At 70.8% G+C, this 21,297-nt stretch carries 18 protein-coding genes; 11 read left to right on the top strand and 7 right to left on the bottom strand.

Annotated elements, in window-relative coordinates:
* Window positions 1–225 (top strand): hypothetical protein, encoded by a 225-nt coding sequence (locus tag LZ495_RS01340; RefSeq protein WP_235049891.1) that lies wholly within the window; start codon window positions 1–3, stop codon window positions 223–225.
* A 27-nt stretch (window positions 226–252) separates the two neighbouring features.
* On the opposite strand, the gene LZ495_RS01345 is transcribed toward LZ495_RS01340, so the two are convergent.
* Together LZ495_RS01345 and LZ495_RS01350 are read right to left on the bottom strand one after the other, a co-directional pair.
* Window positions 253–456: a DUF397 domain-containing protein gene (locus tag LZ495_RS01345; RefSeq protein WP_235049892.1), complete on the bottom strand. Its 204-nt coding sequence runs from the start codon at window positions 454–456 to the stop codon at window positions 253–255.
* Window positions 453–1,340 carry a helix-turn-helix domain-containing protein gene (locus LZ495_RS01350; RefSeq protein ID WP_235049893.1) on the bottom strand — a complete coding sequence of 296 codons (888 nt, stop codon included), beginning with the start codon at window positions 1,338–1,340 and terminating at the stop codon, window positions 453–455. Before LZ495_RS01350 ends, LZ495_RS01345 begins: the two co-directional genes overlap by 4 nt.
* 272 nt (window positions 1,341–1,612) lie before the next feature.
* Here LZ495_RS01350 and LZ495_RS01355 point away from each other — a divergent pair, with 272 nt between their 5' ends.
* The gene (locus LZ495_RS01355) at window positions 1,613–2,140 is read left to right on the top strand and encodes an ATP-binding protein (protein WP_235049894.1); all 528 of its coding nucleotides are present in this window, start codon (window positions 1,613–1,615) and stop codon (window positions 2,138–2,140) included.
* A gap of 16 nt (window positions 2,141–2,156) precedes the next feature.
* Here LZ495_RS01355 and LZ495_RS01360 read toward each other — a convergent pair whose 3' ends face one another.
* The 3 genes from LZ495_RS01360 to pucD form a co-directional block, all read right to left on the bottom strand.
* Window positions 2,157–4,250, bottom strand: a complete 2,094-nt coding sequence (locus LZ495_RS01360) for a tetratricopeptide repeat-containing protein (RefSeq protein ID WP_235049895.1) — start codon at window positions 4,248–4,250, stop codon at window positions 2,157–2,159.
* Window positions 4,251–4,689: 439 nt separating this feature from the next.
* Window positions 4,690–5,193, bottom strand: a complete 504-nt coding sequence (locus LZ495_RS01365; protein ID WP_235049896.1) for a nucleoside deaminase — start codon at window positions 5,191–5,193, stop codon at window positions 4,690–4,692.
* A gap of 104 nt (window positions 5,194–5,297) precedes the next feature.
* Entirely contained in the window at window positions 5,298–7,616 is a 2,319-nt protein-coding gene (gene pucD, locus LZ495_RS01370; RefSeq protein WP_235049897.1) for a xanthine dehydrogenase subunit D, read from the bottom strand.
* Between the two features lie 515 nt (window positions 7,617–8,131).
* Between pucD and LZ495_RS01375 the strand changes: the two genes are divergently transcribed.
* Both LZ495_RS01375 and LZ495_RS43720 read left to right on the top strand, forming a co-directional pair.
* Complete coding sequence (locus tag LZ495_RS01375; RefSeq protein ID WP_235049898.1) at window positions 8,132–8,536, top strand: hypothetical protein; 405 nt, start codon at window positions 8,132–8,134, stop codon at window positions 8,534–8,536.
* A gap of 2 nt (window positions 8,537–8,538) precedes the next feature.
* On the top strand, window positions 8,539–9,666 hold the full coding sequence (locus tag LZ495_RS43720) for a hypothetical protein (protein ID WP_268822173.1): 1,128 nt from the start codon (window positions 8,539–8,541) through the stop codon (window positions 9,664–9,666).
* Window positions 9,667–9,726: 60 nt separating this feature from the next.
* Here LZ495_RS43720 and LZ495_RS01385 read toward each other — a convergent pair whose 3' ends face one another.
* Complete coding sequence (locus LZ495_RS01385) at window positions 9,727–10,272, bottom strand: TetR/AcrR family transcriptional regulator (RefSeq protein WP_235049899.1); 546 nt, start codon at window positions 10,270–10,272, stop codon at window positions 9,727–9,729.
* Window positions 10,273–10,629: 357 nt separating this feature from the next.
* Between LZ495_RS01385 and LZ495_RS01390 the strand changes: the two genes are divergently transcribed.
* Window positions 10,630–11,742: an alpha/beta hydrolase gene (locus LZ495_RS01390; RefSeq protein ID WP_235049900.1), complete on the top strand. Its 1,113-nt coding sequence runs from the start codon at window positions 10,630–10,632 to the stop codon at window positions 11,740–11,742.
* A gap of 249 nt (window positions 11,743–11,991) precedes the next feature.
* Here LZ495_RS01390 and LZ495_RS01395 read toward each other — a convergent pair whose 3' ends face one another.
* Window positions 11,992–12,663 carry a TetR/AcrR family transcriptional regulator gene (locus tag LZ495_RS01395; protein ID WP_235049901.1) on the bottom strand — a complete coding sequence of 224 codons (672 nt, stop codon included), beginning with the start codon at window positions 12,661–12,663 and terminating at the stop codon, window positions 11,992–11,994.
* A 198-nt stretch (window positions 12,664–12,861) separates the two neighbouring features.
* Between LZ495_RS01395 and LZ495_RS01400 the strand changes: the two genes are divergently transcribed.
* The 6 genes from LZ495_RS01400 to LZ495_RS01425 all read left to right on the top strand — a co-directional run bounded on the left by LZ495_RS01400 (window position 12,862) and on the right by LZ495_RS01425 (window position 21,227).
* On the top strand, window positions 12,862–14,124 hold the full coding sequence (locus tag LZ495_RS01400) for an ABC transporter substrate-binding protein (RefSeq protein WP_235049902.1): 1,263 nt from the start codon (window positions 12,862–12,864) through the stop codon (window positions 14,122–14,124).
* A gap of 103 nt (window positions 14,125–14,227) precedes the next feature.
* Window positions 14,228–16,276, top strand: a complete 2,049-nt coding sequence (locus LZ495_RS01405) for an ABC transporter permease (RefSeq protein WP_235049903.1) — start codon at window positions 14,228–14,230, stop codon at window positions 16,274–16,276.
* A 91-nt stretch (window positions 16,277–16,367) separates the two neighbouring features.
* On the top strand, window positions 16,368–17,135 hold the full coding sequence (locus LZ495_RS01410; protein WP_235049904.1) for an ABC transporter ATP-binding protein: 768 nt from the start codon (window positions 16,368–16,370) through the stop codon (window positions 17,133–17,135).
* Complete coding sequence (locus LZ495_RS01415; protein WP_235049906.1) at window positions 17,132–17,896, top strand: ABC transporter ATP-binding protein; 765 nt, start codon at window positions 17,132–17,134, stop codon at window positions 17,894–17,896. The genes LZ495_RS01410 and LZ495_RS01415 overlap by 4 nt, the downstream gene beginning before the upstream one ends.
* 36 nt (window positions 17,897–17,932) lie before the next feature.
* The gene (locus tag LZ495_RS01420) at window positions 17,933–19,900 is read left to right on the top strand and encodes a GMC family oxidoreductase N-terminal domain-containing protein (RefSeq protein WP_235049908.1); all 1,968 of its coding nucleotides are present in this window, start codon (window positions 17,933–17,935) and stop codon (window positions 19,898–19,900) included.
* Between the two features lie 115 nt (window positions 19,901–20,015).
* The gene (locus tag LZ495_RS01425) at window positions 20,016–21,227 is read left to right on the top strand and encodes a TetR/AcrR family transcriptional regulator (RefSeq protein ID WP_235049910.1); all 1,212 of its coding nucleotides are present in this window, start codon (window positions 20,016–20,018) and stop codon (window positions 21,225–21,227) included.
* Window positions 21,228–21,297 lie beyond the last annotated feature (70 nt).

Below are 21,297 nucleotides of genomic sequence, written 5' to 3' on the forward strand. Positions count from 1 at the left end.
ATGAACGGCAGCTACGGCGACATCGTCGTCGACGTCACCGCCACCAACCTCACCAACGCCTACCGCCCCGGCCCCACCACCGGCTGGACCACCCTGGCCCAGAACGACCAGGCAGTCCTGACCGCCCTACTCCGCCTCGTAACGGCCCTGGCCCGCAAAAACGTCCTCACCGGCACCCAGCCCTACGACATCTTCAACAACGCCAGAGCAGTCAGGAGCCGGTGATGCGGAGCGGCCATCCTCGCCTGCGGCCTACGCCTGGCCGCAGCGCTGCAGGAGGGCGGCCCAGCCGCCGTCGGGGACCTGTAGGCGCGGTCCGTCCGGGTTCTTGGAGTCCCGGACGAAGACCGACACCGAGGTGCGCGCCACCTCGACGCACTCGCCACCTTCGTTGCTGCTGTGGCTGCTCTTGACCCAGACGATGTCGGAATCGGCGCCTTGCGTGTCGCAGCTCATCGTTCCCCCACAAGCTTCTCGATCACGGCCAGGGACTCGACCGGAGTCAGCGCCTGGCCCCTGATGCTTCCGAACCGCGAAGCCAGAATGCGCACTTCCTCTGCGTCTGTGATCAAAATACTCTCGCTCTGCACCTCCAGGTAGGCGACTTGTGGCCGCCCCTTTGGTGTCAGCAACGTGAGCGGACCACCCACTCCCGCGTGCTCCGCACGGTCGGACGGCATGACCTGAAGTTCAACGTTGCGCATCCGTCCGATGCGCAGGAGTGCCTCCAGTTGCCGCCGATGGATCTCCCAGCCTCCGATCGGACGCCGCAGGACGACCTCCTCGATCACGCAGACCACCATTGGGGCCGGCCATTTCGCGAGGATCGCCTGGCGAGACAAGCGCGCCTCTACTCTCTGCTCGATCGTCTCGGCATCAAGGAGCGGCTTCCGCATCTCGAACAACGCACGGGCATGCTCCTCCGTCTGGAAGATCCCCGGCATGACGTGGTTGACGTAGTAGCACAGCTCGACGGCCTCCCGCTCCAGACGCGCGTAATCGCGGAACCACGCCGGATGCCGGACGCGGGCTCGTACCTTCGCCTTCTCGACGTCTTCAGCTGCCGTCGCGAGCAGGCCGCCCACGTCGAAGAACTTGTCGACCGCCACCAAGAACTCCGGCTGGGGAACCCGACGTCCGCGCTCCACGGAGTTCACCGTCGCCTCGCTGTAACCGAGACGATCCGCCAACTCCCGCCGCGACAACCCCGCTCGCTCACGCAGGATCTTGATCTGCCGCCCCAAGGTCCGGAACAAGCCGTGCGCATCCTCCGCATCTTCGGCCGGCAGCAGGTCCGTCCGGTCGGCTCCGTCGCCTCGGACATCGTCGTTCTCCGCCATCTGCGTCACCCCGCAATCGGCCCACCCCCAGGCCAATAGTCACGTGGAGCACCCATCGGAACACGTTCCGCATCGGGCATCCGAGGCCAGCGTACGGCGCGACGCACCACACAGCGAACCGAACGCGAACACCCATTCACTTGGCCGGTATTCGCCACCGCACAGCGCCGGTCGGTACGTCAAGGGACGGGCTCACCCCGATCAGGTACATCGCTTCCACGTACCGGCCGCCGACCTCGTCAGCGCCGCTCGCCGGCCAACACGCTTGCCGCATGACCTCCGGAACGCCGACCTCCGAATCCGCCAGCCGCACCGACACGTTCGAGTGCACCCTGGAGTCCGTACCCCAGTCCGCACGCCGGGCACGCCACCTCGCCACGTCCTGCCTGGCCGACTGGGGATGGGGACCGGACACCCAACTCAGCCTGTCCGCGGCCTTGATCATCGGCGAGCTCACCGCCAACGCGGTCGTCCACGGGCATGCTGACGACACCTCCGCCACTTTCCACTTTCGGATGCGGCTGATCCCTGCCGACGAGGGCAGGTCCGTCACGACGCTTCGTATCGACGTCACCGACTCCGACACACGGCAACGCCCCCGGCTGGGCGACGCATCGCTCGAAGCCCGGTCCGGTCGCGGCCTGCTCCTCGTGGCCGGGATCGCCGATCGCTGGGGCTGCGACGACAACTCGCCGTCCGGCAAGACGGTATGGGCCGAACTGGCCGCTCCGAAGGAGCCGGATCCCCCGTCCGGCCGATCCTCAGCGGGCGCCTCCATGTCCTCGCCCGGACGCCGGTGAACATCACTGCAACCCATCAAGTCGCTTGGGCAAGGGTGCGCTCCCACTCGTCGTGCTGGTCGCGGACCTCGGTGGTGAGGTCGGCGGTCGGGCCCAGGACACGTTCGCAGTCGGCGAGGAGTTGTCGGGCCTCGGCCAAGGCTCGGGGAACGTCGCCTGCCTCGGCGGCCCAGTAGGCGGCATGGCGGCGGATGGAGAGCGTCCGCGGGTCGTCTACGCCGCGCGCTGTCCGGCTGGTTTCGGCGAGTCGGCGGAGCCGCTGCAGGGCATCATGCGGGTCACCAGCCCGACCGATCCAAATGGCCAGACGGGTGCGCAGGGTCAGCCCGAGCCGAGGATCGGCCGCGGTCAGCGTCTCGTACTCGTGGACGACGTCATGGAGTATTCGCACGGCTTCGACGGGATCGCCGTCCCGGCCCAGACAGTCCGCCAGTTCGTAGCGCAGGAACAGCACGGTCGTGTGCCCTGCGCCGACCTCTTGCGCCCAGGCTTCCGCCTGCGCCGCAAACGACCTTGCAGCGCCCGCATAGTCTCCGGCCGCGACCCTCCGATATGCGACCTGCGAGACAAGTTCGCGGTGTGCGCGCGTACCTGGGCGAAAGCGCGCATCGTCCATGAGCGCCTGTAGGTTCGCGTAGGCATGCCCAGGGCCTTGAGCATCACCGGCGTGCTGTGCGTGCAGCACCATGGAGTGCGTCACCGATGGAGAATCCGGGCCTGCGTACGCCTCCCAATCCTGGGCGAGATCCGACGAGAGTCGGGCCGCTTCAGCGTGGTTCCCCAAGGCGGCGTGGAACACCGCAGCGCCGCGGCGCAGAGCCAACGAAAGCTGTTCGTCCATGCCCGGCGCACTACCGATGGCGGTCCGCAGCGATTCCACAAGGGCCAGGGCCCGCGCCGAGTCGCCTCTGTGGTGGAAATTCCAAGCCTCAAGGCTGCGCGCGTCGAGCGAGTCGGGATCCATCGTCCCCAGCCGGGTCTCGTACTCCCGCGCCAGATCAGAGGCAAAGCGCAGCGCCGCCGGGGCACCGTCCCGCTCAAGAATGACGTACGAGACCCCGCTGAGTGCCCTCCGGCGCCGGGCAGCGTCCGGATGATGGTTCAGCGCGCGTCGGTACGCCTCCTCTGCGACGTCGAGGAGTTCCCACCCGTCCGCCAGTTCCCCGAGGTCGATGGCCTCGTCCGGGGTGGACACCGCAACGAGCGCTGCCACAGCAGCAGCAGGCGGCGGTTCCTTCGGGAGGGCGTCGATGAGGTAGTCGAACGCCCGTAGGCCGCCCTGGCCATCCGGCAGAAGGAGGCTGCTGGTCGCGAACAGCGGTGTCGTCGCCCAGGCGACCGCGTCGGCGAGGGGTTCGGGGCGCAGGAGCGCCCCGCCGCGCGCTTCGAGGTACGCCTCGGCCGCGTCCGCGAGTTGTTGCGCTGTCAGGTGGCGGTGCATGCCGCTGCGGCGGGCCAGGACTCCCGCGGCGACCAGGGCCGCTCCCCGCGGGTGAGTTCCAGGTGCCCAAGCGGCCTGCCACGCGCCGAGCAACTGCGGTCCTGCGGAAAGGTATTCGGAGACCCCGAAGGCTTCCGCATGCGCGAGCGCCTCGGAAAGCCTGGGGTCGGCATCGTGTGCCCGCAGGCGGCCGACTTCGGCGGCCGACCAGCGTCGGGCCAAGTGGATCTGGTGAGCCAAGCGGATGACGTCCTCGCCCTGAGCCCGGGTCTCGGCGCCGAGGCGGTCCGCGGAGTGGTGCCCGGAGTGCAGGAACCGCGCGTGCTCCTCCGTACGCATCGTGGCCAGGATCGTGTTGCGGTGCCGCCCGCCTTCGACAAGAGCGCGGACGTCCGCTCGGGTAAGACCGCCCGTGCCCAGGAAGCGCTCCAGGTCGTCCAACCAGACCACGCACGGCTGCCGGCTGTTCTGCGCGGCATCCAGGGCGGCCGCGAGACCGTCCCGGTTCTGCGGCTCCACGAGTACGTGGTCGCCCAGGACAGCGGTCATCGCCTCGTACGCCGCCCGGGTCTTGCCGGCCGTCGACTCGCCGATGATGAGGACGAACTCCTCGACCTGTAGGAGGTCTTGCAGGCGCCCGCTGACATCGCGGGCGACGAAGGGGGGCACCCGACCGGCGTCGTCAGGTCCGCCTGCTGCCGGGTGCACGCCGAGCTGGATCGGGTCTCGGCACGCGCGTATCCGCGGGAGTCTCCCGCGCGCGTCCGTATGCAGGTGACGACGTGAAGTCGCTTGGGCAGCCGCAGAGTTGTCACGCCGGGCTATGCCTCGCGACGACCACACCCCGGCGACGGTCGCCCCGACCGCTCCGACGAGTGCCGACCACGGGCCGGTGAACCACCATGCCGCCGCCGCTGCCGACGCGCCGGCGGCGACCGCCGAACCGGCGATCAGGACACGCCCATCCCAAGGTCTCCCGAATGCCCGGCCCGTCGTCCCCGCCTGTCGCCCCCGCATCGGTCCATCATCGCGGCCGGAATGGCCGGCGGCCACTGGCCTTGGGGATTCCCAAGGGCAGTGGCCGTCGGACGGAGCAGCAGGAAATGCGTCAGTAGTCGATGCGGTCGGCCTTGGCGAGCCAGGCCTCGAAGGGCTCGTTGCGGTTGGGGATGTCGAGGCGGTGGATGCCCATCGGCCACATCGAGGCGGGCTGCTTCTCGAAGAGGTCGTAGAACTTGCGGTCGTCGAAGCCGGCTACTGCGGCGTCGTCGCGGTCCGCGGCGAAGACGATGCGGTCGACGCGGGCCCAGAGCGCCGAGGAGAGGCACATCGGGCACGGTTCGCAGGAGGTGACCAGGACGCAGCCTTCGAGCGAGAAGTTGTTCAGCTCTTTGCAGGCGGCGCGCATCGCGCTTACCTCGGCGTGGGCGGTCGGGTCGAGGTTCGCGGTCACCTGGTTGTTCCCGAGCGCGACGATCTCGGTGCCCTTGGCGACGAGGGCGCCGAAGGGGCCGCCGCCGTTCGCGACGCTGTTCGTGGCCAGCCGGATCGCCTCGTCCATCCAGGCGCGCTCGAGCTCGAGGACGGACGCTTCTTGGGTGTGCGCGGTCATGGTCACTCCTTAGGAAACAAAAGACGGGGGGCTGCCCGGATGCCTGTGTCGTGCAGGCAGTGCGCGATGCGGCATCCGGGCGGGAAGTCGGGGGCGCGTGCGTCTCAGACGCCGACGATGTGCTCCGGCTTGACCGGGGTGTGGGTCAGGTTCAGTCCGGTCGCGTTGCGGATCGCATTCACGACTGCCGGGGTCGCGGATATGGTGGGCGGCTCTCCGACGCCGCGGACGCCGTACGGCGCATTGGGGTCGGCCCGCTCGATGACGTCCACCGTCATCGGAGGCATGTCCATGATGGTCGGGATCAGGTAGTCGGTGAAGGACGGGTTGAGGACGCGGCCGTCCTTGACCAGGATCTCCTCCATGACGGCCAGGCCGAGGCCCTGCGCCGAGCCGCCGTGGATCTGGCCGACGACGGCGTCCGGGTTGACGGCCTTGCCGACGTCCTGGGCGCAGTCGAGCTGTACGACCTTGACCAGACCGAGTTCGGTGTCGACGTCCACGACGGCGCGGTGCGCGGAGAACGCGTGCTGGACATGGACGCGGGGGCTCTGCCCGGTCTCCGGGTCCATCGCGTACGTCGGGCGGTGGTGGTACTCGCGGGTCTCCTCGATCGGCTCGTCGCCGAGCGCGTCCACGAGGTCCGCGAGGACGCCGGTCGCCGCGGAGACGATCTTGCCTCCGGACAGCGAGAGTTCCGCGGGATCCTCGCCGAACTGCCGGGCTACGCGGGCGAAGAGCTGTTCGCGTACTGCTTCGCAGGCCGCCTTGACCGCGCCGCCGGTGATGTAGGTCTGGCGCGATGCCGAACTGGAGCCTGCGTCGCCGACGTTGGTGTCGGCTGTCTGGATGGTGACGCGCTCCACGCCCAGTTCGCTGCGGGCGATCTGCTGCTGGACAGTGATCAGGCCCTGCCCGACCTCGGCGGCCGCGGTGTGCACGAGTGCGACGGGCTCGTCGCCGATGACCTCCAGGCGTACGCGCGCGGTGGAGTAGTCGTCGGCGCCTTCCGCGTACGAGATGTTCTTGATGATCACGCTGTAGCCGACGCCGCGGACGACGCCTTCGCCGTGCGTGGTGTTGGAGATCCCGCCGGGCAGGTCGCGGATGTCGGCCGGCCCGGTGCGGTCCTCGGGCGGCAGCGGCAAGTCCGCCAGCCGCTGCAGGAGTTCGGCGACCGGGGCGGGGTAGTCGAGCACCTGCCCGGTGGGCATGGCCGAGCCCTCTTCGACGGCGTTGATCTGGCGTACGACCACCGGGTCCATGCCGAGCGCCTTGGCGAGTTTGTCCATCTGCGACTCGTACGCGTAGGCAGGCTGCACCGCGCCGAGACCGCGCATGGCGCCGCACGGCGGGTTGTTGGTGTAGAGGCCCCAGCCTTCGATCTTGACGTTGGGGACCTGGTACGGCCCGACGCCGAGCGAGGTGCCGTTGCTGACCACGACGGGTGTCTTGGAGGCGTACGCGCCGCCGTCGAAGTACATGCGGGCCCGGACGTAGACGAGCTTGCCGTCCTTGGTCGCGCCGTGCTCGTAGTACATCTTCGCGGGGTGCCGGTGCACGTGGCCGAAGAAGGACTCCTCGCGGCTGTAGACCATCTTGACCGGCTTCCCGGTGTGCAGCGCGAGCATGCAGGCGTGGATCTGCATCGACAGGTCCTCGCGGCCGCCGAACGCGCCGCCGACGCCGGACATGGTGAAGCGCACCTTCTCCGGCGGGAGGCCGAGCGCCCGCGCGGTCTGCTTCTGGTCGACGTGCAGCCACTGGGTGGCGATGTACAGGTCGACGCCGCCGTCCTCGTCCGGGATCGCCAGGCCGGACTCCGGGCCGAGGAACGCCTGGTCCTGCATGCCCATGGTGTAGACGTCCGAGACGACCACGTCGGCCGTCGCGTCCGGGTCGCCCTGGACGATCGGCTGGTAGCGCACCACGTTGCCGCCAGGGTGCAGCTTGGGCAACGTGTCGTCGTGCGCGGCCCGCTCCGGGTCGGTGACCGGCTCGTACACCTCGTACGCGACCGCGATCTTCTGCAGCGCGCGGCGGGCCGTCTCGGGGTGGTCGGCAGCGACCAGCGCGATCGGCTCGCCCTGGTAGCGCACGACGTCCTCGGCGAGTACGGGGGTGTCCGCGACCTTGAGGCCGTAGATGTTCTCGCCGGGTACGTCCGCATGGGTGAGCACCGCGGTCACGCCGGGGTGCGCGAGCGCGGGGCCGATGTCAATCGACGTGATGCGTGCGTACGGGTGCGGGCTGCGCAGGGTCGCGCCCCAGAGCATGTCCTCGGCCCACAGGTCCGACGAGTAGGCGTACTCGCCGCGCACCTTGAGCGTCCCGTCCGGCCGCAGCGGGCTGTCGCCGATGCCGCCGGAGATCGACGCGTCGAGGTCCTGCGGAGAGCGGGCCGGCGAGGTCGGCTTGGGCATCAGGGGCCTCCACTGTCTGGGGAAATACTCGGCAGCCTGGGTCGGGGGCCGAGCGGACCCGTGGGCGGCTGGTGGACGGACAGCTCCTGTCTCGTTCACAACTCCTGTGATGGAGTACACAGCGCGCCGCGCAGTGGCAGCCAGACAAGGAAGACATGAAAACGTCCACGGACCGAGACCGGATCTTCGGAGACTTCTACAAGAGTCGGTTCGGGGCCTTGGCCCATCGCCCGTGAACAGGCCTCCGACCTGCGCAGAGGCCCGTTCCCCGGGTGGACCGCCGGCCACTGACCGTGACCGGCGGCCGCGTCGGGGTCACCGGACGCCGGCCGGGAGCGGGCGCGGGACGAGGGGTGGATCCATCTGCCGCTGTGCCCGCTTGAGGAGCTTTCGGGGGCGGGTGGGCGGTCTGCGCGGCGTGGTTGACGGGCGGTGCGGGGTGTGGACAACCAGCGGTTCGGGGGCGGGGGATGCGCGAGAATTGGGTGCGTACGGGTCGGCGGCGAGGGGGCAACGTGGACATCCAGCACGACGACGGTACGGCCGCGCAGCGGATCGCTGCCGCGGTGTACATCGCGAAGTACGCGAAGGGCTTCCGCGCGATTCTGCTCGACGGCCCGCAGCACAGCGCCGCGCCCCTCGACCAGGCTCTCGACGCCCTTGGCTGCGGCGGGGACCCGGCCCGGGTCGACGCCGCGATCGCCGAACTGCACAACGCGCTGCGCGCTGCGGGCGATCCCGTCGGGATCAACGCAGCCACCCGCGACTTCACCATCGCCCGCTCCGGTGGGGCACGGCCTGACGAGACCGTGTACCTGTGCCCGACTGGCGCCTGCTCCCGCGTGTGGTGGCCGCAGCCAGGGGAGGCCGTGCCGCACTGCGCGACCGGTAATACGGAACTGCGCCGCGAGCGTCTGTAGTGATGGGCAGCCTGGTCTCCGAGCTCGGCAAGCAGCTTGCCGAAAAGTGGATGTCGCTGCTCGTCCTTCCGGGCGCGCTGTACCTGGCGGTCGCCACGGCCGCGCACACCCTGGGGCACAGCCACGCGCTCGACGCGCCGATGCTCTCCCGCGAGGTGACCGCGTGGGCGGAGCGCCCCGCGGCACACACGGCCGGCGGGCAGCTTGTGCTTCTCATGGCCTTCCTGCTCGCCGCTGCCGCGGTCGGCGCGATCGCCCAGGCGGCCGGTTCATTCGTCGAACGCGTCGCGCTCGCGCAGGACTGGACGCAGTGGCCGCGGCCGTTCCACGGCTTTGCGCAGCGTCGCGTCACCGCCCGCAAGGCCAAGTGGACGACGCACGTCGCGGACTACCGCCAGGCGCGCGCCGACGCCGTGGCCGAACTCCGGGCCGGGCGGCGGGCCGACCGCGCCGCGCGGGACGCAGCGTACGACCGGCTCACGCGTACCTCGCAGGAACTCCCCGCGCGGCCCACGTGGTCAGGCGACCGCATCAACGCGGTCTCGGTCCGGCTCGACCGCGAACACGGCTTGAACCTGACCGCCGTGTGGCCGTACATCTGGCTGACCGCCCCGGACACCGTCCGCACCGAGACCTCGACGGCCCGCCAAGCCATCGCCCGCGCAACTGCGCTGTCCGCATGGGGCGTCCTCTATCTGCTCCTCACCATCTGGTGGTGGCCGGCCGCCCTGGTCGGCGCCGTCCTCATCACCGCCGGCTGGCGCCGCACCCGCGCCGCCACGGACCTGTACGCCCAGCTCCTCGAAGCATCCATCCGCGTCCACGCCCCCGAACTGTCCCGCATCATGGGCCTCCCCGCCGCGGAACCCTTCGACCTCGCAGCAGGCGTGGCCCTCACCGACCACGTCATCCTCCGCCCACCGCCCGAGGCCCTCCCCTCCCCTGCCGCGCCACCCCCACCCGTCCCGGCCCCGGCCGCCGCCTCGGGCGCAATCCCAAGCCCCGGGCCGGGCAGCAGTCCAAGCCCGAGTCCGGGAACTGGCACCGGCTCTGGCTCCAGCTCGGGCCCCGGGCCCGGCCCCGGCTCCGGCTCGGGCTCCGGCTCCGGACAATCGGGAGCCACGCCGTAATAGGGGCTCAGGACCGAATCGGCGCCGCATGCACGGCAGAAGCCGCTGCCGCCTCCACCCTCACGAGTCCTTGACGACAAGCTCCAACACCGCGGCGCGCAAACGGTCGTGGCGCCGTCCGTCGAACATCTCGTGCAGGCACACGTCGCCGATCATCGCGATCATCATGCGGGTGATCGGCTCGGGATCGGGCCAGCCGGCCGCGGCGACATCAGGGATGCACAACTCCACGATCAGGTCGTTGCGCAAACGGGTTTCGTCGAGCAGGTCCAATTCCGTACGGGCCTGGATCAGCATCCCCCGGGTTCCCTCGGTCGCCGCGCACGCGTCCAAGTAGGCGTGCATACCGGCGCTCAAGCGCGCCGCGCCCGGCTCGAGCCCGTCCACCGCGGCCAGCACCAGCCGCGTCAACTCGTCGTGGTAGATGCGGTGCAGCGCGACGACGAACGCGCGCCGGTCGGCGAAGTGCTGGTAGAACGCGCCTTTGGCCATGCCGGCCGCCTCGACCACGGCGTTGACCGACATCCCCGCCAAACCGCGCTCCCCGGCGACGCGGAATCCCGCGCGCAGCAGCGCCTCGCGTCCCGGACCGGCCGGCCGTGCCATACGGGCTCCTCTCCTGCCCCCGTGCTGAATCCCCCGTGTCGAATGCCCCCGCAGTGAATGCCCCGTATCGAACGACGTCCCGGGCCGCTCCGCAAGCCCCGCAAGGGACTTCGCTTGACTTCTCGCGCCGGGCGCCCGAGCCTATGACCGACCGGTCGGTCATACAAGAAGAGGGGGATTCTTCTGCGACGGTCGGAAGCCGCTCGGCCCCGTGCCGGGAGGCTGCTTCTCCGTGCCGCGCCGAGCCGTACCCGTGCCCTGCGGCAACACCCCTCCCCGAGTCCGGGCCCACCCTCATGGGCCCCCGTCCTGGCCTGCCCGGAGCAATCCGGGCGGCCGACTTGAGGAGTTCCACCAGTGAAACGCACCCTCGCCAGGTCCGCCACGGCCATCGCGCTGGCGATAGGCACCCTCACCGGCGCCCTCGTCGCCATGCCCAGCGCCACTGCCGACACCCCGCCGACCACTCCCCCGGTCCTGGCGAACGGCTTCGGGCTGACGCAGATGCCGACGGCGCCGAACCCCTATATCGCGCAGACCGCGTACGACTTCTCCATCACCGTCTCCACCCCCGAGGTGCAGGGCACGGCCCTGAACGACGGCGGGCACCACATCCGGATCGTGCTGCCGTCGGACTACTACAGCAACCCTGCCAAGCGGTACCCGGTGCTGTACCTGCTCAACGGCTCCAGCGAACAGGCTGATCCGGCCACGTACTTCAACGGCTACGACAAGGTCGACAGCTCTTCCGGGATGATCTTCGTCATGCCGGACGGCGGCAGCCGCGGCTGGTACAGCAACTGGCTCAAGCAGAACTCCGCGGCAGGCCCGCAGCGGTGGGAGAACTTCCACATCAACCAGGTCATCCCGTTCATCGACGCGAACCTGCGCACCAAGGCCGACAAGCCGAACCGCGCCGTCGCCGGGATCTCGATGGGCGGCTACGGCGCCGTCCGCTACGCCGAGCGCCACCCCGATCTGTTCGCGCAGGTCGCCTCGTTCTCCGGCGACCTCGACCTCTCCCGCATGTCGGCGCAGCTGCGTACCGCGGTCGTCGCCTCGCTGACCGGCTTCTCCCCGCAGGTCGGCAGCGACGACCTGTACGGCACCCCGTACCCGTTCTCGGTCGTCTACCCCTACTCCGACGTCCTGTGGAACGAGAACAGCCCGGGCACCAAGGCCGCCAACCTGCGCGGCGTCGGCGTCTCCTTCTACGTCGGCAACGGCGGCGGTGGCGCAACCCCGCCGGTCAACGACGCGAACATGTTCCTCGAGTGGTGGCTCCCGGGCGCGAACGACCACTTCCGGAACGCCCTCGACGCCGCGGGCGTGCCCTACTACTACGTCAACTACGGCAACGGCGCCGGCACCCCCTGGGCCTCCTGCGGCGGCAGCCACCACCCCAACTGCTGGAACCAGGACTTCATCGACTACATCCCCCGCCTCCAGCAGGCCTTCGGCGTCGCCTGACGCCCGGCAGGAACCTGGTGGGGCCGCGTCGTCGCGAGGCGGCCCCACCGCGCACCGCGCCTCCTCGAAGGGCGGCCCCTGCGGCTGCTTCGAGACCGACTTCGACCGCCGACACCGGCCGACTGCCCAGCAGTCGGCCGGTGTCGGCGCGTGTGGGGGCCGTCGGGGACGGCGGCGCATGGGGAGCGGCGGGGTGGGGCCGGGAAGCCGCGAGTTGAGTAACGCCCTTTGATGAAAAGGTAGTTGGTTTCAGGAATGGCCCGGACCGGGGCTCGGCTTGGGGCGAGCGGAGAGGCCCAGGGATCGGAGCCAGATTTTGTTGAGGGTGTCGATGAGGGTCTCGGCGTCGTATTCGACGCCTTCGTAGGTCCAGGCCATGACCACGCGTTCGACCATCAGGGTCAGGGCGTGGGCCGTGTGGCGGGGGTCGAGGTCGGTATAGACGAGGCCGGCTTCCTGCCAGAGGGCGATGGCGCGGGTGACGCGGCTCTGGAAGTGGTCGGCCACTTCGTCCCATTGGGCCTTGAGGCGTTCGTCTTCGTCGCGGACCTGGTAAACGGCGTGCAGGACGCGGGCGTTGCGGCGGAACGCCTCAATGTAGATCCGGTTGACTTCCTCGATGCGGCGGACGGGGTCCTGCTGGGCGCTGACGTGGTCCGCGGCGATGGCGGTGAGCTCGGCGGAGACGACCTTCATGAGTTCGTGCAGCAGGTCGTGTTTGGAACGGTAGTAGTTGTAGAGCGTTCCCGATGCGACCTTGGCTTCTTCGCTGATGTCGGAGAGCCGGGCATTGCGGAATCCATCGCGTTCGAAGACCACGCGGGCCGCTTCGCGGAGCCGCTGCGGGGTGGTCTCGCGGCGGCGGTCGGTGCGGGTGCGCACGCCGCCCTCTGCCTCGGATCCGGCGACGGGCTTGGGCACTGGCGCACCTCTCTTCGGCGATCGCGGCGGACAGCGATGTTATCAGCGGGGGCGTCGGACCCCCTCTGACCTGGGCTGCCATCCGATCAATAGTAGAGGTTGACGTCAACCTCAGTTTTTCGGTAGCTTCTGCCCCGCGTGACGCGGCTCACGCGACGCGCGTACTCCGGGTGATCGACTCCGACAAGTGAGGCATCCATGAGGCTGGGTACACGTGGGAGACCGGTACGGTCGCGGCTCGCGGCGGGAGGGGCCGGGCTGGCCCTGGTTCTCCTGGCGACCGCCTGTGGGGGCGACGGGGATTCGGCCGATGCAAGCACCCCGTCGACGCTCCCCGGGACGCCGATCAAGGTCGGGCTGTTCAATCCGGACGCCGGGGCACTGGCGCTGCCCGGGGTCAAGCCGGCCACGGATGCCGCCGTGAAGTACATCAACGGCGAACTGGGCGGGATCGGCGGACATCCGCTGGAGGTCGTCAGCTGTTCGATCGACGGCACGCCGGAGAGCACCATCGCGTGCGCCAACAAGTTCGTGCAGGACAAGGTCGTCGCCGCGTTCGACGGGTTCAACTACAGCTCGAGCGCCGGGATCGGGAGCCTGCTGGCGGCCAAGACGCCGCTGGTGGGCAACATCGCGTTCGACCAGACGACGGGAAGTTCGAGTGACGGACGGGTGTACTTCGCCGCGCCTCAGGCGTCGTTCATCGTCGGGGCACTGCAGGGCTTCAAGGCCGAGGGCAAGACGTCCGCGACGCTGACGCTGCAGGACCTGCCCACCTCGCACAAGACCATGGACACCCAAGTCGCACCGCTGGCAGGCCTGTTGGGCATCAAGGCCACGGGGCTGTACTTCTCGCCGACGAATCCGAACTTCAGTGCGGTCGCGTCCACGATCGCGTCCACGAAGCCGGACGTGGCGGGGCTGATCGCCTCGCCGAGCGAGTCGATCTGCACCCAGCTGGTGAAGAACCTGCGCTCGGTGGGCTACCGCGGGCAGGTGCTGGTCGCCGCGTGCACGTCGTTCATCAAGTCGGACCCTGCATCGGCGCCCGGCTCGGTGCTGTATTCGTCGGTGTGGATGCCCGGTTCGGAGAAGAACGCGCCGCCGGCGGCGGTCGAGCAGCTCAAGCTCGCGACGAAGTACCTGACGGAGAAGGGGTCCTCGGCCGACTTCTATTCGTACGCCCAGTTCGCCACCGTGGTGAACTTCGCCAAGGGCCTGGCCACCGCGCAATCGCTGGACAACCTCACCGGCGCGACCGTGCTGGCGACGCTGCAGAGCCTGCGCGACTTCCCGAGCTTCCTGGGGCCGAACATCAGCTGCGGCAAGCCGACTTCACCGAACTGCACCACGCAGATGCTGCTCTTCGAGGTGGGCGGCGACCTGACGCTGCAACCCGTCACACGCGACTGGATCACCCCGGCCGCGGAGATCCTCGCGCAGATCCCGGGCGCGAGTTGAGGCATCTGCCGGGCCGGTCCTGCGCCGGCCCTGCGTCGCCCCTGGCCCCGGGCAGTGACCACCGCCGGGGACCAGGGCGGCGGAGAGGGAGGGAAGCCGCCCGATGAACGACCTTCTGCAATTCGCCGTGATCGGCTTCTCCACCGGAGCCGTCTACGCAGTCCTCGGCGCGTCGCTGGTAAGCCTCCATATCGCCACCGGAGTCGTCAACTTCGCGCAGGGTTCGGTCGCGTTGTGGGCGGTGTGGCAGACCGCCGCCCTGCGCGCGAACGGCACCTTGGTGCTTCCGCTGGGCAGCGTCGCGCTGGGCGACGGGCCGATGAGCGCGTGGCCGGCCGTGCTCGTCGGCGCGACCAGCGGGCTGGTGTGGAGTCTCGCGGCCCATCTGCTGGTGTTCCGCCCCCTGCGCCGGGCCCCGGCGCTGGGGCAGGTGGTGGCCTCCGTCGGCGTGATGCTGTTCATCCAGGCTCTCGTCACGCTGCGCTTCGACCGGGACACCATGGGGGTCGACCCCGGTGGGCTGGTGCCGCTCCCGGTCCTGACCGCGCAGACGTTCACCTTCGGCGGGGCGACGATCGCGGTCGGGAATCTGCTCCTGGCCGGGCTCGCGGTCGCCGCTGCGGCCGGGCTGGCCGCATACTTCCGGTTCACTCGGACCGGCATCGCCACCAAAGCCGGGGCCGAGGACGAGCAGGCCCTGCGCCTGATGGGCTACTCCCCCGACCGGCTGGCCGCCGTCGTCTGGGGCGCGACCGGTTTCCTCTCCGGGCTGACCGTGGTCCTCGCGGCGCCGGCCATCGGCGGTCTGGACCCGGTGAGCTACATGCTGTACGTCGTGCCGGCGCTGGCGGTGGCCCTGGTCGGGCGCCTGTCGTCGATCGGCGTCGCCTGCGCCGCCGGGCTCGTACTCGGGGCGCTCCAGCAGATCCTGCTGTTCCTGTCCACCAAGCCGTGGTGGCCGTCCTGGGCCTCGGCCGGAGTGGGCGACGCGATCCCGTTCGTCGTGGTCGTGGTGGCGCTCTTCCTGCTCGGCCGCGGCATTCCGGAGCGCGGGGCCCGCGAAGCCGGAGCACTGCCGCCGGTGGCCGTGCCGCAGCTGCGCCCGCTGTCGGCCGCGGCACCCCTCGCGGCGACGGGCATCGCCATCGTGCTCACCTCCGGGCAGTGGCGGTTCAGCCTGGTCATGTCGATCGTCCTGACGCTCGTCGCGGCATCGGTCGTGCTGCTGACCGGGTATCTGGGCCAAATCTCGCTGACGACAATGGCGTTCGCCGGAGCCGCCGGCTTCGCGCTGTCGAAGCTCACCACGAACGCCCACGTCCCGTTCCCGCTCTCGATCCTCCTGTCGGCGCTGGTGGCCACGGCACTTGGCATCGTGGTCGGGGTACCTGCGCTGCGTATCAGAGGCGCGCAGCTCGCCGTCGCCACCATCGCCGCCGCGCTCGCGATCGAGAGCTTCGTCTTCAACAACCCGTCCCTGACGCCCTATACCGGCAATCTGATCCGCGATCCGTCGATGCTCGGCCACTCCCTGGCAGTACGCCAGGGCACCGACGTCATCACCCTCCGGTTCTCGTTCATGGTCCTCGTGATGGTGGCCGTGCTGCTGATCGCGCTGGCCCGGCTGCTCTCCGGTGCCACCGGCCGGGCGTTCCTGGCCGTACGGTCGAACGAGCGCGCCGCCGCGGCGGCGGGAGTGAACGTCCCGGCCGTCAAACTTCTGGGGTTCGCGCTCGCGTCATTCCTTGCCGGGGTCGGCGGATGCCTGATCGGCTACAGCCGCGGCCAGCTCTCCACCGCGTCGTTCACCGTGCTCGTGGGGCTGACCGTCCTGGCGGCGACGTACGCAGGAGGCATCACGCGGATCTCGGGCGCGGTCGTCGCAGGACTCGCCGGCCCGTTGGGGGTGCTGTACCTGTTCTGCACGCAGACCCTCGAACTGGGCAAGTACTACACGCTCATCGTGGCCGCGGTGATGCTGCTACGGGTAGTCGTCTTCAGGCCCGACCGCGCGCTCATGCCCCAAGGGGCAGCCCGGGTACGCCGTCTCCTCGCCCCGTTCCCTTCGATCGCCCGGCGCCACGCCCCGACCGCACCGGCGGGGCCGCCCGCCGACGCCGTCCACGAACCGGAGTCCGCACATGCCGGCTGACCCGGCCGGGCGCGATCCTGCCCCGGCATCCGTACCGACAGCTCCGTCGCGTCCTGCACTTGCTTCGGCGCCGGGCCCCGCGCCGAGCCCGTTGCTCGCCACCCGCGGCCTGTCGGTGCGCTACGGAGGCGTCCTCGCCAACGACGACGTCTGCATCGACGTCGGAGCGGGCGAGATCGTGGGCCTCATCGGGCCGAACGGCGCCGGGAAGACGACGTTCGTGGACGCCGTCACCGGTTTCGCGTCGCACACGGGCACCATCGAACTCGGCGGCGTCCGGCTCGACTCCGTGCCGGCGCACCGCCGCCGGCGCCTGGGGCTGGCCCGGACCTGGCAGTCCGGAGAGCTGTTCACCGACCTGACCGTGGCCGAGAACCTCGCGGTCGTGGTGGAACGCGCCGGACTGCGCGGCGTGTTCGACGACCTGGTCGGAAGGCGGCGAAGAGGACGCCGGACGCGGGCGGACCCGGCGATCGACCCGGCGATCGACCAAGCGCTGGACCTGGTCGGCCTGGCCGCCTCGGCCGACCGCCGCCCGGAGGAACTCTCTTTGGGACAACAGAAATTGGTCGGTGTGGCCCGCGCCCTGGTCGGCTCGGCACGGGTCCTGCTGCTGGACGAGCCGGCCGCGGGGCTGGACACCGAGGAGAGCGCCGAGTTCGGGCGGGAGCTGCGCCGGATCGCGGTCGCGGGCCCAGGCGTCCTGCTCATCGACCACGACATGGCGCTGGTCCTCGAGGTCTGCGACCGGCTGTACGTCATGGACTTCGGGCGGATCATCGCGGCCGGCACACCGTACGACGTCAGCCGCGACGAGCAGGTCGTCGCCGCCTACTTGGGAAGTCCGGTGACCCCGTGAACGCGACCTCGCCGACGGCGGAAACACCCGACGCCTCCCAGGCGCCTGACGCGCCGGCGGCAGACAGGACGGACGACGCCCTGGCCATCCGCGGCCTCAGCGCCGGCTACCGCGGGGTGCCCGCAGTCCGCGACATCGACCTGCAGGTGCCCGCCGGTTCGATCCTGGCCCTGCTCGGGCCCAACGGTGCGGGCAAGACCACTACGCTTCGTGCGGCCGCCGGTCTGCTGCCCGTGCTCGGCGGGTCGGTGACGGTGCTCGGTACGCCGATCGCCGGCCGCGTCGAGCACGCCACCCGCGCCGGGCTGTGCCTGATCCCCGACAACCGCGGCGTGTTCCACCGCCTCACGGTCGCCGAGAACCTCCGGCTGGCCAGATCGAAGGATGGCTACGGCCCGGCGCTCGACCGCTTCCCCCAACTGCGCGGACTCCTGAACCGGCGCTGCGGCCTGCTGTCCGGCGGGGAACAGCAGTTGCTGGCCATCGCCCGGACACTCCTGCTCCGGCCGCGGGTGCTCCTGGTCGACGAAATGAGCATGGGGCTCTCCCCGGTCGCCGTGCAGCGGATCCTCCCGGAGCTGCGCCGCGTCGCCGACGAGGACGGCACGGCGATCGTGCTCGTCGAGCAGCACATCGACCAGGCGCTCTCGGTCGCCGACGAGGCGGCGGTCATGCACCACGGCCGCATCGTGCTGACCGGGCCGGCCGCGGAACTCCGGCAGGACCGGGCCCGGATCCAACGCGCGTACTTCGGGGACTGAGTCGCCGCCGCGCGCCCCACCAGACAAGGACCCCCCATGGACCTCGACCACCGCCAACGGGCAGCCCTCACCGCCATATGCGACACCTTCGCCCCTGGCGACGGCGCCGGCATCCCCGCGGCCTCCGCACTCGGCGCCGTCGACATCGCCGCCGCGATGGCCGGCGCCCTGCCGCGCGGCGCCGACCGCAAGCGCATGGCTCAGCTGCTGTCCGGCTGGGATTCGCGGGCTGCCGGTCTCCTGCTCGGCACGGGCGGCCGGCGGTTCTCCCGGCTCTCCCCGGCGGACCGCGAAGCCGTCCTGCTGCGGATGGGTGCGTCCTCCTCGGAGCGCAAGCGCGTACTGTTCCAGGCCCTGCGCGGGCTGGCCGCGTCCGCCTACCTGCTCGCCCCGGGCCCGACCGGGACGTCGCCCGTATGGGCGGCCATCGGCTACCCCGGCCCGCTGGGGCCGCTGCCCGCCGCCGCGCCCCGCCCGAGGCTCGCCCCGCTGTCGCCGGCCACCGACACCGCACTCGACTGCGACGTGGCCGTGGTCGGCTCCGGCGCAGGCGGCGGGACGGCCGCCGCCGTCCTGGCCGAGGCCGGCCTGAGCGTGGTGGTGCTGGAGCGCGGCGGCTATTACGACGATGCCGACTTCGACGGCGGGGAGCTGTCCGGCCTGACCCGGCTGTACGCGTCCGGCCCTGCGACCACCACCGAAGGCCAGGTCGCGCTGGTCGCCGGCTCGTGCCTGGGCGGCGGCACCGTGGTCAACTGGACGACCTCCTTCCCCACCCCGGACCCGGTCCGCGCCGAATGGGCGGCCCTCGGCGCGGCACAGTTCGCGGACGACGAGTTCACCCGGGCCACGAAGGCGGTCATGGACCGGTTGTCGGTGAATGGCGACCACAGCCGCCCGTCCGCCCGGGACACGGTCATGGAACGCGGCCTGCGCGCGCTGGGTTGGCACGTCGACGCGATGCCCCGCAACGTCGTGGGCTGCGACATGGCCACCGACTGCGGTCGGTGCGGGTACGGCTGCCGCCTCGGCGCCAAGCAGTCGGCGACCAAGACTTGGCTGGCGGATGCCGAGGCGGCCGGCGCACGGCTCATCGTGGACACCGACGTCCGCAGGATCGACGTCGAGTTGGGCCGGGCGGTCGGCGTCGTCGGGACCACCGCGGCCGGCCACACGGTCACCGTGCGAGCCCGGGCCGTCGTGGTCGCGGCGGGCGCCATCCAGACTCCCGCGCTCCTGCGCCGCTCCGGCCTCACCGACCCGGCCGTCGGCCGGTACCTGCGGCTGCACCCCGCGACAGCCGTCTGGGGCGTGTTCGACGAAGACGTACGCCCCTGGGAAGGCGGTTTGCAGACCCGCTACTCGCTGCAGGACAGCGATCTGGACGGGCGGGGGTACGGGGTCGTCTACGAGACCGGTCCGGGCAATCCGGCCGCGCTGCAGGGCTTCATGAACTGGCGCGGCGGCAGCGCTCATATAGCCGCGCTCAAAGATCTGCGGCGCACCGCCGGGATCGGCATCATCACCCGCGACCGCGACCACGGAGAGGTGAAAGTGGCCCGCGACGGCGAACCCGTACCGCGCTACCGGCTCTCCGACCGCGACGCCGCGCACATGCGCGCCGGGATCGAGGGCGCGACCCGGATCCTGGCGGCCGCCGGGGCGCGCCGGATCTTCTCGGCGCACCAGTCCGGGCCCTCGTACGAGCCGGAAGGGCAGGGCACGTTCGAGGAGTTCATCACGGCCTGCCACACGGCGGGCTACCGGCCCGGACGCTGCGCGATCGCCGCACTGCACATCATGGGCAGCGCGCGGATGGGCGGCTCCCGAGGCAGCAGCGCCACCGACCCCGACGGCGCAACATGGGAGATCCCGAATATCGTCGTCGCCGACGCATCGTGCTTCCCTACCGCGTCCGGGGTGAACCCGATGATCTCGATCGAGGCGATCGCGTACATGAATGCGGCGCGGCTGGCGGACCGGCTGGGCGGCAGGCGGGTCTGACCGGGGCACCGGGCACCAGGCCGGCCGACGCGGCGGACCCCTTGTGATTCACTTGCATCATGGTTCCGTCCGTGTCCATGCGTGTGAACGTGAACGTGCATGCCCAGGTCCGCCGGTGACCGCTGAACCGACCGCGGCCGCCCGTCCTCAACCCCGGCCGCGCAACCGCCGGCAGCTCATCGTCGACGCGGCCGGCCGAGTGTTCAGCGAACGCGGGTACCACGCGGCGTCCATGGAGGAGATCGCGGCCGCCGTCGGCATCACCGCGGCCGGGCTCTACCGCCACTTCCCCGGCAAGTACACGTTGTTCGCCGAGTGCGCCAACGGCCTGGTGGACGGTCTCGTCGCGGCCCTCGACGCGGTGCCGGCCGACGCCGGCCTCTCGGACGCCCTCGCGCCGGTGACGCGGGTCACCGTGGCGCGCCGGGCGTCCGGTGGCGTGTACCGGTGGGAGGCGCGGTACTTGGCGCGCGACGACCGGCTTTGCCTGCGGGCCAAGTTCGAGCATGTGGTCGGCCGCGTGGCGGAGGCGGTGCGGCGCGAGGACGGACTGCCGGGCGACGATGGCGAACTGCCCGGCGGGCCGTTGCCCGGCGAGCGGTTGCGGGCGGTGGCCGCGCTGGGCGCGATCGGCTCGGTGACGATGCATCACACCACGGTGGCCCAGCGCCGTCTGGAGGACCTGCTCCTGGGCGCCGCGGTGAACGCGGCCCGGACCGACCCCGGGGCAGCCGTCGGCCGCGCACCGCGCGTCGAGCTTCCGGCCCGGCCCGTCCCGCGCACCCGGCGGGCGGTGATCCTGGCGGCGGCGGTCCCGCTGTTCGCCCGGGACGGGTTCGCCAACGTCACCAACGGGCAGATCGGCGAGGCGGCCGGGGTGGCCCCGTCCGCGCTCTACCGGTATTACCCGGGCAAGGTCGACATCCTCGTGGCGGCCTGCCTCCAGGCCGCCGAGCTGCTCTCCCAGGCGGTGAACCACAACCTCGACGGGGTCGCCGCACCGCGTACCGCGCTGACCACGCTGGCCGCGACGTACGTCGCCTACAGCTTCCGGCACACCGCGCTGACCAGCGTCGCCGAGGCCGAGGTCCGCGGCCTGCCCGACGAGCTGCAGCGCCCGGTGATCCTGGCGCAGCGCGAGCACATCGCCGTCTGGGAGCAACAACTCCGCTCGGTACGACCGGAGTTGGACGCGCGCCAGGCCAGGATCCTGGTGCACGCGGGCTTCGGCGCCGTGGTCGAGGCCGGCCGGCTGCTGCGCTGGCAGGACACCCCGGAGAACCGGGACGCGGTCACGGCGTTGGTCGTGGGGGCCTTGGGCGTGTAGATCACGTCAAGCACGCGGGCACCCAGGCACGCGGGGACGCGGGGAGCCTGACGGCGGGATAGTCGAGATG

The organism is Yinghuangia soli (genome assembly GCF_021502675.1).
GTDB classification, from domain to species: domain Bacteria; phylum Actinomycetota; class Actinomycetes; order Streptomycetales; family Streptomycetaceae; genus Yinghuangia; species Yinghuangia soli.